At 58.3% G+C, this 13,311-nt stretch carries 11 protein-coding genes and 1 pseudogene; 3 read left to right on the top strand and 9 right to left on the bottom strand.

Annotated features, from left to right (window positions below):
- Positions 1 to 361: 361 nt before the first annotated feature.
- From WK25_RS01695 to WK25_RS31580, 9 genes and pseudogenes are all read right to left on the bottom strand, one after another.
- On the bottom strand, positions 362 to 931 hold the full coding sequence (locus WK25_RS01695; protein WP_226209436.1) for an ATP-binding protein: 570 nt from the start codon (positions 929 to 931) through the stop codon (positions 362 to 364).
- Between the two features lie 157 nt (positions 932 to 1,088).
- A protein-coding gene (locus tag WK25_RS01690; protein WP_135801118.1) for an IS3 family transposase occupies positions 1,089 to 2,299 on the bottom strand; the annotation gives its coding sequence in 2 pieces (ribosomal slippage) (positions 1,089 to 1,984 and positions 1,984 to 2,299; 1,212 coding nt in all).
- Between the two features lie 78 nt (positions 2,300 to 2,377).
- Positions 2,378 to 3,154, bottom strand: a complete 777-nt coding sequence (locus WK25_RS01680) for a helix-turn-helix domain-containing protein (RefSeq protein ID WP_226209296.1) — start codon at positions 3,152 to 3,154, stop codon at positions 2,378 to 2,380.
- Positions 3,155 to 3,359: 205 nt separating this feature from the next.
- Positions 3,360 to 4,034 carry a hypothetical protein gene (locus WK25_RS01675; RefSeq protein WP_226209298.1) on the bottom strand — a complete coding sequence of 225 codons (675 nt, stop codon included), beginning with the start codon at positions 4,032 to 4,034 and terminating at the stop codon, positions 3,360 to 3,362.
- Between the two features lie 391 nt (positions 4,035 to 4,425).
- Complete coding sequence (locus WK25_RS01670) at positions 4,426 to 4,662, bottom strand: hypothetical protein (RefSeq protein WP_069240871.1); 237 nt, start codon at positions 4,660 to 4,662, stop codon at positions 4,426 to 4,428.
- A 79-nt stretch (positions 4,663 to 4,741) separates the two neighbouring features.
- Positions 4,742 to 5,548, bottom strand: coding sequence for a DUF6338 family protein (locus WK25_RS01665; RefSeq protein WP_069240870.1), 807 nt, complete (start codon positions 5,546 to 5,548; stop codon positions 4,742 to 4,744).
- 3 nt (positions 5,549 to 5,551) lie between these two features.
- The gene (locus WK25_RS31585) at positions 5,552 to 5,725 is read right to left on the bottom strand and encodes a hypothetical protein (protein WP_167432633.1); all 174 of its coding nucleotides are present in this window, start codon (positions 5,723 to 5,725) and stop codon (positions 5,552 to 5,554) included.
- A 444-nt stretch (positions 5,726 to 6,169) separates the two neighbouring features.
- Positions 6,170 to 6,370, bottom strand: a pseudogene (locus WK25_RS29760) (site-specific integrase); the annotation flags it as partial.
- 84 nt (positions 6,371 to 6,454) lie between these two features.
- Positions 6,455 to 6,598: a hypothetical protein gene (locus WK25_RS31580; protein ID WP_167432629.1), complete on the bottom strand. Its 144-nt coding sequence runs from the start codon at positions 6,596 to 6,598 to the stop codon at positions 6,455 to 6,457.
- Between the two features lie 287 nt (positions 6,599 to 6,885).
- On the opposite strand from WK25_RS31580, the gene WK25_RS01655 reads away from it, so the two are divergent.
- From WK25_RS01655 to WK25_RS01645, 3 genes are read left to right on the top strand one after another with little or no spacing between them, the layout of a single operon-like run.
- A complete protein-coding gene (locus WK25_RS01655; RefSeq protein ID WP_069240868.1) occupies positions 6,886 to 9,417 on the top strand; it encodes a type VI secretion system Vgr family protein in 2,532 nt (843 codons plus the stop codon).
- Between the two features lie 13 nt (positions 9,418 to 9,430).
- The gene (locus WK25_RS01650) at positions 9,431 to 10,429 is read left to right on the top strand and encodes a DUF4123 domain-containing protein (RefSeq protein ID WP_226209300.1); all 999 of its coding nucleotides are present in this window, start codon (positions 9,431 to 9,433) and stop codon (positions 10,427 to 10,429) included.
- A 20-nt stretch (positions 10,430 to 10,449) separates the two neighbouring features.
- A complete protein-coding gene (locus tag WK25_RS01645) occupies positions 10,450 to 13,311 on the top strand; it encodes a T6SS effector BTH_I2691 family protein (RefSeq protein ID WP_156788993.1) in 2,862 nt (953 codons plus the stop codon).

Here is a 13,311-nt window from a genome sequence, read left to right as displayed (position 1 = left end):
CGATTCAGACCCGGCGCGCGCAGTTGTGACCCCGCCCCACCTGCCCGCAAAATCGAGTGGTTTTTATGCAGGCATGCACGGGCCGCCTGAGCCCGGCCGGTGCGGGCCGCGCGGCGATTGGGGGGGCGGATTCTTCTATGCACTTTTATGCGCCTTGGTTATGCAACCTGCCAAGACGCAAGGGGCGCCCAGACCGCCTTCTGGGCAGCGGATCCGGTCGGATCCAAACCGGATCAAGAAATATCGGAGATCCGATATCGCCATAAGTGGTTGATTCTATTAGTTACACTACTAAAAAGGGCCTGATTAGGCCCTCCTAAAGCCCCTGAGAATCAAAACCCGATCAAGAAACGAATTTTCTTCACGCCCAGTGAGGTAGATAGCCCGCTCGGGGGTGTTCTGGATCCGCGACCCGGATGAGGCCAGCCTCCAACGTTTTGGCGATAACTGCTGACGCCTGCGCGGCATTTTTCGTGGCGATTCCGAGGCGCTCGCACAGCGTCGAATTTTTCATCTTGTCGCCGCTCAAGAAGCGGAGAACTGCATGGAAATAGCACGCACGCACTCGCTCGTCGGGCGTCATCTCAGCGAAGCTTCGCGGAGCGTAGAGTGTGACGAGGGTCGTGTTTTGCTCCGAGCGGAAAAGCGGCGGCGGCAATTGCGATACCTCAACGAGCTGCAGCACCTTGTCGAGACCACTACCCTGTTCCTCACACATCCCCATCCGGCGCATAAGCGAGGCGAGGGCTTCGTTTCGCGAGCGCGGGGGCAAATCAATCATGCGCTCTGGCTTCACCAGCGGTTCGCCAGGGTTGCTGATCTCGATTCGATCCTCAAACAATTCGATCAGCGGTCCTGCGCCTGTAAGCGTCATGTCCTGGTGAATTAAAGCATTCGCCACAAGCTCACGTATCGCCAGCTCAGGGAACACGATAGATGCTTCGCGGAGCGCTCCAATATGCTCCTTCCTAGGCAACAGCTCGTTCAGAAAATTGACTAGGCCTTCGAACCCTACGGCATAGCCCCTCTGTCCGTCCAAGCGATGCGTGACTGTTGCTGGAGTTGACCCTGTAATCCCGGACACAGCGTCACACTAAGGTTGCTGAATCCATTGAGCGCCGGAACTCGCGAGGCGAGCGGTACTTCAGCGCGCTATGGGGATGCTTCTCGTTGTAATGCTCGAACGCGATGGCCAAGTTGCGTGCAGCAGTCGCTGCGTCCGGCTTTGGCATGAAGGCAACGTAGTCGCGCTTCATTGTCTTCACGAAGCTCTCGGCCATCCCGTTACTTTGCGGGCTGCACACCGGCGTGGTCAATGGCTTCAGGCCGATGGCCGCTGCAAACCGGCGTGTATCGTCGGCCGTATAGCCCGAACCGTTGTCACTCAGCCACTCGATTTCGGACGGTGTATGCAGCTCGTTGCCAAACCGATTTTCCACTGCTGCCAGCATGACGTCGCGCACGATGTCGCCGCTGTGACCTGCCGTCGTAGCCGCCCAGCTCATCGCTTCGCGGTCGCAGCAGTCAAGCGCGAATGTCACTCGAAGCGGCTCGCCGTTGTCGCAGCGGAACTCGAAGCCGTCCGAGCACCATCGCTGATTGCTGCGCGCGACGGCCACCTTGCCATCGTGCCGACGTTGCGGCCGAGGCGGGGCTGGACGCCGTTGCATCAGCAGACCGTGAGTGCGCATGATGCGATAGATGCGCTTCGCATTGAACGGCACCTGTCCGGCAGCAATGCGTTCATTGCGCAGCGAGCCCCACACCCGGCGATAGCCATAGCTGGGCAAATCGCCGACGACTCGGCGGATTTCCTCGACCACGCTCGCATCGTCCGTCTGCCGCGATTGACGGCCATCGCGCCACGTCACCGGACGCGACAGTCGTGCCGATACGTTCGAGCGCGACACGCCGAGAACTTCACAAACCAGTTTCACTGGTCGTCCTCCGGCAGCGAGGGCGAGTGCGCTATCCATTTTTTTGCTCGGCCATACTCGACTGCTTCGCGGAGAATCTCGTTCTCCATGGTCTTCTTGCCGAGCATCCGCTGCAGCTCACGAATCTGCTTGAGGGCATCGGCCAGCTCTGATGCAGGGACCACTTCCTCTCCAGCCTTGACCGCCGACAGACTCCCGTCCTGGTACAGCTTGCGCCAGTGGAACAGCTGGTTCGGGTTCACGCCGTGCTGGCGCGCAACCATCGAAACCGACTTCCCCGGTTCGAAACTCTCGCGAACCATCGCCAGCTTCTGCTCCGCCGTCCAGCGCCGCCGACGCTCCGGGCCCGTCAACACTTCCATCACTTCCTGCCTGGTGTTAGTCAAAAACACAGTCTTATGCCTACCCGCTAGTTTAAGTGAGAGGCTATGTCCGGTGTTTCAGGGGGCTGCTCCAGTTGCAGCACGGTTCTTGCCGTCATAGGCAACGAAGCGGACAGCCTTCCGCGCCAAGCTGGCATCAAAGTCACTGAGCCGAGCTGCGAACAGCACTGCACCGAGGTGTGTGATGTTCCACCGATCGCCGACGTCGCGAGTTATCAGCCGATCCGCCGCGAGCCTTTCGAAGATCCCAGCTCGATTGTCAGGAAGTGGCTGCTTCGTAAGCCGAAAATAGTGGCTGTAGTCGAGCAATTCCAACACATCGTCACCCTTGATGTACTGCGCTGCGACGCCATGCTCCCATCGGTACGGCTGCATCCGTTCGAGGAGCTTCTGGTAGCGCTCGGGATACTCGGTGAGTTTGGGCGTTGCACTGCCTATGCGCACGTAGGCGATGCCGTTGAAGCTGACAGGGGTTCCCGTGGCCGCCGGAATTTCCAACAGGACCACGCGCCCCTCAGGGTGCTCGATCGTGCGGAAACTGAAAGTAATGCTCGGCTGCAGCGCGTTTGCTAGCCACAATTGGAGCACCGTCCCGCCGACTTTTTGAGACTCCGGATCGAAAGAGGTGCCCACCACCTTGTGGGTTTCATCCTCGATCCCCCAGAGCATATACGCGGTGTCTCTACCTTCAATGCGCGCGGCGTTGGACAACGCCGAGCACCGTTTGCCGATCATCTCGTGGTCGGTGTTGTTTTGCTTGAATTCGAGCCACTGGCACTCGCTAGTATGCGAACGCAGCTCGTCAACAAGTGCAATGTCACGCTCAAGATTCATTTCGGATGACGTGTTGTCTGTAGCGGTGGATTATCATGAACATCGAGCAGCGATCGTAAGTCGCCGCTCGATGTAGTACGGCACTGCCATAGCCCTTGACCGGTTCGGCTCGCAACTTGGCGGTCAAGGGCTTTCTTCAGCACCCGGCGGGCAGTAACACCGGGCGCCGAAACCTAATAATTTCTGCATTCCGCCTCCTCCCGAATCAAAGGTTACCCAGCTCGGTCAACGTGACCTGTTCCGGTTGCGCATCGGCTGCTTGAGCTGATTCTGACTGTTCTGCCGTTGCGGCATCACCGGCCGGCAGCGTCGCGGCGGGTTGTGCTGCTGGGGCGGCCGCTTGCGCCAAACCCGCACGTATCGCTTCAATTTCACCAAAGGCACCAACGTCCACGGCACGCTCAACGAACCGGCTGTACAGATCGTTCTGCACTAGGCCCGTAGATCGCATCCACTCCATGACAGCGTTCGGGTTCAGCAGCAAGACGTAGTGGAAGTCCCCAGACGCGCCGGGTTTTGTCTGGATGAACTTGAGGTCACGCAGCCTTTTCATTCGTCGACGCCATGTATCAACGGCACGCTCACCTACGAAGCCGGCCTCGGCTGCGAAGGTCGAAGTATTGTCGATCGACAAGACGGGATGATCGGGCGATCTCGCCCACAAACAGAAAAGCGTGTGACCCGCTGGTTGACCCTTGGACTGCGCGTCGACAGCTTGCATCACGATCGGCAGCGTGCGGGGAATCGTGATGAACCCGTCGTTTCGCTTCCGGTGCCATAGCCAGATGTCGTCTATACCGGGGAAATGTAGATCCTGCAGTTGCTGCGCCCGCTCTGCCATCTTCAGACGGCGAGCCGATGCCTGTTTTCCGTTTGCCATGATCGGCTCCCGTAGCGTTTGTTGCGATGATTGAAGTATGAGCCAGAGTTGTACGCCAAACCACACGTATAGACGCAGGTTTTGACGCAACTGCGGACACGGAAACGGCCTTCCGGTCACTTGGAAATGCATCGTTGCACGGATCTCAAATAACGGAAATGCGTGAAATCACGCAGGGTTTTGGGTGTAAGTGCTTTGTTTTAAATGGTTTTCCCGAGGAATAGTGTGCTCGCTGTCCTCGTAGTACTCAGCGTACTCGCCTGTGCTCACCGTGCTGCAGGGATGGGAGGAAGGGGAGGGGGCAAATAGAGCCCGCGCAGGTTGCTTGCCTGAATTTCCACGAGTGACGCTGATGGCCGCGCGAACCGACGGCCATCAGCATGCCGCCGGATCAGGTCGCAGCCGCCGCGTCGACGTCCGCCAAGCAGCGAATCATTCGGCCGGTATCGGGGTCCGTATAAGGTCTGATGAAGAGCAGCGTGTCGACGTCGAGCTCAAACTCGGGCACGTTCCGAGAAGCATAAGCGTCTCCGTATGGGCCAGCGTAGCGGATGGGGGCATTGAGTCCGGTGAACTGCTGGCGCTGCGTTGCCGAGGCGTGGGCGAGAACACGATCGAGCAGGGTCATTGATGATCCCGTGGAAGTTAAAGCGTCGATCGTATCTGAGAAAAATTGAGGCGCGCGGCGCCGTTTTCCTAGACGCAGTCTAGGAGTTCTCCGGCTTGAGGTTTTCTTCTTTGCTGGCGTCGTTGAGCGGTTCGAGCACGAGAAATTTAATGTTCAGGGTCGTGATTTCCGAAGAGCGCAGCACTAAGCAGTCACCCTCGATCGGGTAAAACCTTTGCATGTTTGCGGCCGACATGCGCTCCGCACTGTCGCCTGTCGCGTCATCGGTTAGACGGCGACGAGCTGCGTTGGAAATCATAATTCGGTCGAGTTCGCCCTTGTCTGTCAGCTCGTAGTCGACGAGCAGACCGGTATACAGCAGAGTGGCGTCTTTCAGTGTGACGAGCGCTGCGACAACAATGGCATCTGGCGTTGAATCACTTACGTCGATGCCGCGGAACAGATAGTTCCACGGAGCATCGCCTCGGACGTGTCGGAAGAACGGAAACGATGGGTGGTCGAGTTTGAAACAGTGGACAATCGCGCGCCAGAGAAGAGCGCACGCAAGCGCGATTGCGTTCGCCCATAGAAAGAAGCACAGCGGCTCGGCGGGATGGCTGTCCAGGCCAGCGAACAGAGAGGCGAGATCCGGATCACCGTTTGCGAGGCGACCGTCGACAAGCAGGCGAGCCAACAACCCCAGATGGAATTCGTACCCGAGCCAGTGCACCGCAACTGCTATGGTCGCGGAATCGAACAAGACACTCCAGAACACGACATAAATGACAGTCTGTCCGAACGGGGACATATCAGCCGCACGGACTTCGCGCGGCTGATAATGGGAGTGGAAGAGGATGCCGGGCGATAGCAGCAGAAATAGAAGAACCGCCGGGAAAGCGACGTTCAAACGTCAGCCCTGGGGGACGAGCTTTGCCCGGAACTTTAGTTGACGCCCCTTGCTCGTCTTGACCTTGATTTCGGCGGGCTCGTTGAGCTTGGCATTTGCGATGAAGTTCCGCAGTTCCTCTGCACCTTCCCGATCCTTCTGTAGCGCGCGGACTTTCTCAGTCAGTAGAACCTTCATGGCGCTCTCCTTGTTGTTGCACTGCAAGCATAGACGCTACCGCACGGAAGGGAAATAGTATCTCTCCCGTAGGGCGACACTGTTACACATGACCTTATGTGCCGACGAACTTACAAAATGAAACCCCTTGACCGGGTGCCCCATGGGGGTTGTTAATTTACCGCATTGTGAAATTTTCACCATTCAAACCGTGCAGTCACTACAGTGAAATTACAGTTTGGGTGGTCTTGGATGACCCTGATTGACCTTGAGTAGCCTTGGTTTTGCGGTTTGCGAGTCGCGCAAGGTATTGATTTCTAAAGAGTTGTCGCGTGCCGGTAATGCTCCGAAGGCAGGGGTTGCTGGTTCGATCCCAGCCGGGCGCGCCAAGTCTGACAAGCCTCTCAGCGATTTCACCCGTCTCCCTGCCTTACTTGGTGTAGCTAAAGTACACCTACGCTGCCGTTATCCGGTCATCCGCATTGCCTCTCGTTCCGCTGGTACCGGCATCGCGATTACCGCCGCGACGGGCGTGTGCGGCGTCACCCACTGCGCGAGTCGGTCGGCCGAAAGGTGCGCGTATCGTTGAACCATCTCCATCGTTTCCCAGCCGCCGAGTTCCTTCAGCACCTGCAGCGGTGTACCGCGCTGTACATGCCAGCTCGCTCTGCTGAAACCGGGTTGCGTAGGGCGTCCACCGCATGATCGGGATACGGCGCCTGCGCTTCCCGTTCATCGTGTTCGTCGATCCTAGTGGACGACGGCGAGGGTGGGGCAGGGGTCCGAGGGGAGTGGGTTGATCTTGGTCGCGAGCCAATAGCACCCGAACGCGAACATGGCGACGAGGACGAAGGTCAGGCCGACCAGTATGGCGATGTAGAGACTGGAATTCACGAAGTCTCCTGAGCGAAGTGTGCGCCGACGCGGAAGTACTTCGGCGGAGCGGCCCTAGCTGGCCGTGCTCAGGGAGGTGATATGTGATTTAAAAAATCTGGCTTACGAATAAGCGGGAATTTTTTCCTGAAAGATTGTGAGATTGCGGCCATTTCACGCTCGAACGTCAGCTCGCCATTTTTCGAGATAGTTCGGTATGCGAGGCGCACTATCGTCTTGTTCCGAAAGGCATTTATAATCAGCCCTCGGCAGAAACCCCACCTGAATACCAACCAAGGGAAAGCTGCATGGGCCACACCGCACTTTATAAGACGTTGCGTCTGGGCGACGCGCAATACAATCGTCTTGTCAAACTCGACACGCCGCTTGGCGTCGACTGGTTATTGCCACTCTATGTGAAGGGCACCGCTCGACTCGGTCGCGATTACGAATTCGTGATTGATGCCGTTTCACCACGCGGTAGCCAGATTGAATTGAGTGCGTTGCTCGCCAAGCCGGTCACGCTCTGGATTCAGCAGACGGACGGCTCGTACATGCCGATCCATGGCTACGTTCACCGATTCAGCAGGCTGGGCGCGGATGGGCCGCTGACCTTTTACAAATTGGCGTTCTCGTCCTGGCTCTATTTCTTGCGTCTGCGCCGCGACATGCGTGACTGGCAGGAGCAGAATGGCGAACAGATTCTGACCGACGTCTTCAACGAGCATCCTCAAGCGCGTGGCGCGTTTCGCTACGAGCTTCATAAGCCGCTGCCGTCCTATTCCAATCGCGTGCAGTGGGAATACGACCTGAATTTCGTCTATCGCAGCATGGAAGAGGTCGGCGTATTTCCGTACTTCGAGCAAGCCGAAAATGGCCGGTCGCACACGATGGTTTTGACGGACGACGTTTATTTCGTTCCTCAACTGAAACAACCCGTTGTCGAGTTCGGTCGTACGGAAATCAGTGGGGAACTGGACGGGTTCGCGCAGTGGAAGGAGCAGCTTCAGATCGACAGCGCGCAGCTGACGTCGCGCTCGTTCGACTACAAGCGCCCGGATCTTCCTCGGCAGGTGCAGGGTGTGACGGACGTGAACGGCGAGTTGCCGACCGATGGGGAAATCTACGACTACCCTGGCGCGTACATGTGGTCGGACCGCGAGCAAGGTGAGCGTCTTGCCCAGATTCGGCTTGAAGAGCGCAAATCGCGGATGAAACGTTTTCACGGAATAGGCGGCTTGCGCTGCGCGATGCCGGGGCGGCGCTTCGAACTTCGCGGTCATCCGGTGCATGACGCGGGCAGCCAACCGGATCGGGAATTTGTTCTGCTCGGGGTTGACTGGCTGATTTGCAATAACCTGCCCGGTCTGGACGAGGCGGATCAATTTCCCGACGGGCTGGCTGCGGAAGTTGCGCAAGCGAAGGCTGGCGCGACGGTTCGCCACGCAGACGGCAGCGAAGGTTTCTTTCAGGTGGTGGTCGAGGCGCAACCGCGCAACGTCCCGTTCCGTAGCCCGTTCGAACACAAGAAGCCGGTGATGCAGTTGCAGAATGCAATCGTCGCCGGCCCGAGCGGGGAAGAGGTGTACACCGATTCACTGAACCGGGTGAAGGTGTGGTTCCACTGGAACCGCCGCAATGGCCAGGATGAACGTGCATCGTGCTGGGTGCGCCCGACGTTCCTGGATGCAGGCTCGAATCGAGGTGGAATTCAGCCGCTGCGCAAGGGCGACGAAGTGGTCGTCGGTTTCATGGAAGGTGACTGTGACCGGCCCGTCATCATCGCGAGAATGTACGGGGGGGCTACGCAGCCGGTGTGGCATACGAACGGCCTCTTGTCCGGCTATCGTTCTCGCGAGTACAACGGCACTGGGTACAACCAGCTCGTGATGGACGACTCGACGCAGCAAAATCGGGTTCACCTTTACTCGAGCAGCTATCAGTCCCACTTGCACCTGGGGTACCTGATCCAGCACACGGACAACACGCGCGGCGCGTTTCTCGGCAGCGGTTTCGATCTCAAATCGGACGCATACGGCGCCATTCGGGCAGGGCAGGGCCTGTTCGTGTCAACCCACCCGACGGCAACGAACCAGCCATTGAACGTGACCGCTGCTTCTGAGCAGCTGGCCAGCGCGGAAACCGTTGTGGATTTGACGTCGCAGGCGAGCTCGGCGAACCAGGCCGAAAGTTTGCAGGAAGGGCACGACGCACTCAAGAAGTTCACCGACGCGACGCACTATAGCGTGAGCGGCGGCGCTGGCAGCGGCGGTCGGACCGGCGGCGGCGGCACGGGTAACGCAAACGGCTTTTCGACACCGATCATGTTGATGGCGAGTCCTGCGGGCTTGGGGCTGTCGACTCAGGATTCAGCGCAACTGACGGCCAATCAGCAAGTCAATATCGTCAGCGGTAAGAGCACGCATGTGGCGGCCGGTAAATCGCTGATCGCGAGTGTGATGGAGAAGATCAGCCTGTTCGCGCAGAACGCGGGGATCAAGCTCTTTGCCGCGAAAGGCAAGGTCGAGATTCAGGCGAAAAGCGATGCAATGGCCTTGACCTCGCAGCAGGATTTGAGCATCACGAGCGTGGACGGCCGCGTGGTGATTTCAGCGGACAAGGAAATCTGGATTGGAGCAGGCGGTTCGTATATCAAGATCACGCCCGATCTGATCGAGAATGGGACGACCGGGCAGATCCTCGAGAAGGGTGCATCGTGGAGCAAACAGGGGGCATCGTCCATGCGCCTGCCGGCTCAGATTACGAGCGTGACGAAGGGTTGTTCGTGGCAGACGGCATCGGCATCCGCCAATAGCGCGTCAACGGTCGTGCTGGGGTAAGCCGATGTCATCTATGCAAATGCAAGGACATGATCGTGTCGATGCGGACGATCCCGTGGCGGAATCGGTCAAGATCCGCGAGCACGCCAATACGTTGAAGGCTTGGTTCAAGCAGCATCCAGATATGCGTTGCCTGCTGATCGTCGACCCGACCCAGCGAGACCCGATGGCTGGCGACGCCGGCGACAACTCGCCATTCGCCAGTATGCCCAGGTCGGATGTGGCAATCGATCACGAGGCGGTCTCGCCGTCGCATTATCCCTACCTTCTCGAACTGGATCTCAAAACTGATTCAGGTGTCGCCGCGCTGGAAGAAAGTGTACGGCTGGCGTTCGAGGACCGGCGCCCGCAATCGATGGCTGAAGGACTGGGGCAACGGATCGGGGGTTGGCTCGCAAGTTTCGCATCAGCGGCGGAGGTCGCGGCACATTGTGCTCGTCTCGCGCTTCAGAACGACGATCAAAGCCGCCTTTGCTTGCTCAGATTTTACGATTCTCGCTCACAGGCGCTGCTCTGGCCCGTGTTGACCCCGGCGCAGCAGCATGCCTTGCTGGGGCCGATCCAGGCGTGGCATACGCTCGACGCTGGCGCGACCCCCGTCACGCGGATGAACACCACGGGCCGGCGGGAAGACTTTGTACTGGAGGTCGCGCAATGGCAGACCCTCCATCTCCATGGCATCGTCAATCGCGCGCTTGCGCTGCACGCATATGAGCACGATCGCCAGCCTCATCAGCATGAGGTTAATTCGGCTGTCGCAGCAGCGGCGAGGGCGCGAAGCTATGGCTTGATCGACGAGGAGGACCAGGTGGCGTTTGTTGGCCACGCGCTCTCGTGGCATCCGGAGTTCGACCTGCATCCGCAGGTTCTGCAATTACTGGGTAACAGGGCCGACGGGGACCTCTATGCCGAATGTATCGGCGAACTCACGTCGGACGAGATTGCGGAGATTCGTCAAGGCGCGTGGCATGAGCGCCTGCGAGTCTCGGATAGCGCCGGTGGCCGCGCCTGAAATTTATAACGAAACAGATCATGGCAAACACTTCCCTGACTTGTACTGCGACCTGCCCGAACTGCATGAAATCCGGGCTCGCAATCTTGCCAGTCCGGTACGCCGTCGTACCGAAAACCATGCCGAATGCAATTCCGCCCGGCATTAGTGGCCCAGGCACGCTGGATGTCGCATTGAGCGCGCATCATTACAGCCTGAGAACCCTCCGTGAAGGCTGGCTCTATCTCTTCTACGAGAAAGGCGCGCGCGGCAACAATTACTGGGAGGCTTACCGGGTGACCGAGGATGGTCGACTCTGGAAGCAGACGATTCCCCTGCCGTCGGAGCCGAAGACGGACCCGGCGTGCGCGCAGCGCGGCGGTGCTGTACCCATGGATGTCATCGCCATCGAGAAACCGGAGAAGGCGACGCGGGTGTTCATCGCGTTTTCCGAATATCCGTGGATCAAAGAGGTTTTCCAGAAGTACGCGACGTCCCCGAAGCTGCGCACCGAACGCATGCAGGTCATCATGCCGGCGACGTGGATCAAGACCGGAAGCGGCATGTTCGGCATGAACAAGGGCGAGGCCGGGCATGCGACGGTTGCTACCCAAGCTGGAATAGACCAGATCGTCGAGTACCAGCCTGGCCTGAAGGCGGACTTGCTCGCGCCGCCCGCCAAGCCGATCGCGACAGACGAGTATGGGCGTGCGACCGACGATAGCATTTGGGAGCAGGAAGCCACGCGCTATCCGCTGCATATCCGTCAAACGTCGCCGTCGGGCTCGGCCAGCAAAGATCTGGTCAAGCTGATGAACGAAATTGGTGAGAATGCCGGCGGTACGCCGCATAAACCGATGCTGCTGGCGTTGTGGGACGGGATCGGTATCACGCACGAACTCGCCGGGTTTCACAACGATCCGGCTGGCATGCTGATGCGCTACACCAGCATGCAGCCGCTTCGCGTGGACGCCACCCAGTCCATCGAAGCAGCCGAAAGGGCGGTTCGCAGTGGTGCGGCGCTTAGCGAGAGCATGCTCCGCCAGGGGATGATGAGTGCGGCACTTGGCGCAGGCGATGGCGGGATCATGCCGCCCAGCGCGTTAGAGTTGATCGATAACGCGGGCAAGCTCACGCCCGAGGAAAAGCAGGCAGCAGGCGACAAGGCTTGGCGCAAATATCAGGCCAGCCTCAAAGGTGGAAAGTGGCCGAACAACTTCAGCATTTGGTTTGATAAGGTCACCAGCAAGTGCGAGGAGTTGCAGAAGCAGCGCGTACCCGACCGCGATGCTTGGCTCGCTGCAGATACGTTTCGGCATGCACTCAACGACTATCATCCGGATGACCCGGCTGATGGCATGGCGTTTCACGGTGTGATCGATGAGGCGTATGCCGGATTGTCTGCGACGAGCACGGGGCTGCGTATTGTCGAAAAACTCATCAACAACATGGACCCCACCGATGAGCGCAGCTACTTCTGGAGGGCGTTTGCCTATAACCAGACGGATATTCGCGATGAACTGAAAACGTTCCTGATCAGGGTGCAGGCCACCAAGAGCGAATCGATCGTGGATCAGGCAGTGTCGTGGTACGAGCTGAAACAGGCGTCGATCGCCGCCGATCTTGGCTATCTGAAGTCGTTTGTGAAGTTTTACGAAAAGGTCGAAGACATCTTCAAGCATGAGCGCGCGGGGTCGGCGACCGAGCGACCGCTCAAGGCTCTGGGGATCGAGCGATTGACGCTGTGGTCGGGACGTGCGCTGATAAATGTCTTCGGGCCAATTTCTCGTTCCGTTGGCGGCATCCTGATCAAGGGAGCGCTGATGGTTCGTGGGGGGCTCGTACTGGAAGACGCGAAGCGAATCGTGGTGAAGCTGGCTGCTTGGGAGGGCCAAATGGATGCCGCGATGAGCAAGACGATATGGGAAATCAAGGCGAAGAATCCGAGCTTGAATCCCATGCAGATTCGGGCACAAGCATATGCAACGTTGGCGAATGATGATCGTGGCGCGCTCGTTCGCAAGCTGTATGCGGAGGCGCGGTTTACACCGAACGCCGCGCGAGACAAGGCCGCTGCGTCGGTCAAAATCTCTGGGGCGTTGTTCATCATCGAGATGATGAATTACTTCCTGCTCTGGACAAAGCCGAACAAGACGGCTACTGACGAATTGGCTATTGCCAGCGGAACCTTATCCCTGATTGGTGCAGGACTTAATACTTATAACAAATGGCTCAGCGGGTTCGGGAAGTCGGCGGCCACTGCGACACTGGCCAGCATGAAAGTTGCGGCGAGCTGTTTGGGGGGGATTTCATCGTTTATATCAGTGACGACCGATGGGATGAAAGTGAGCTCTGGATTGTCGTCCGGTAATTATAAGCAGGCGGCATTTTATTTTATTAAAGGAGGAATTGATCTTGGATCGGGTATTGCTACCGTTCTAACGGCTATCAGTTCCTCTGCGCCATTGCTTATGCGATCGACCAGCCTCTCTCCTGGAAAAATGCGGTTCCTTGGGCGGCTGTCGGCCGGCATGGCAGGTGCTCAGGCCCGCATCGAGGGCAAGGCTGCCGGTCTTGCTGCCGAAAAGCTGGAAGGATTTGTGAAGAGCACGGTGCTCAAAGGCGCTAGGACATATGCTGGCGAGACAGTTGCACTCGGACTTGCGACTGAAGTATCCGCAGGCGGATGGCTCATGCTCAGCGGACGTTTGATCCTGATCGCAACGGGCTGGGAAGTGGCGGTAATCTTGACGGTAATTACGCTGATCTACAATTACTTTACGCCGGACGATCTTGAAAACTGGCTGTCGAGTTCCCCTTTCGGAACCGCACCAGATAAAGCACTCACATTGGAAAAGCAGCAGGCCAGTTTTGAAGCGGCGCTTGCTGTAACGGGGAATTAA

This window comes from Burkholderia latens, assembly GCF_001718795.1.
GTDB lineage: Bacteria > Pseudomonadota > Gammaproteobacteria > Burkholderiales > Burkholderiaceae > Burkholderia > Burkholderia latens_A.
The sequence above is the reverse complement of the archived record's forward strand: the minus strand, read 5'-3'. Positions and strand labels throughout refer to the sequence as shown.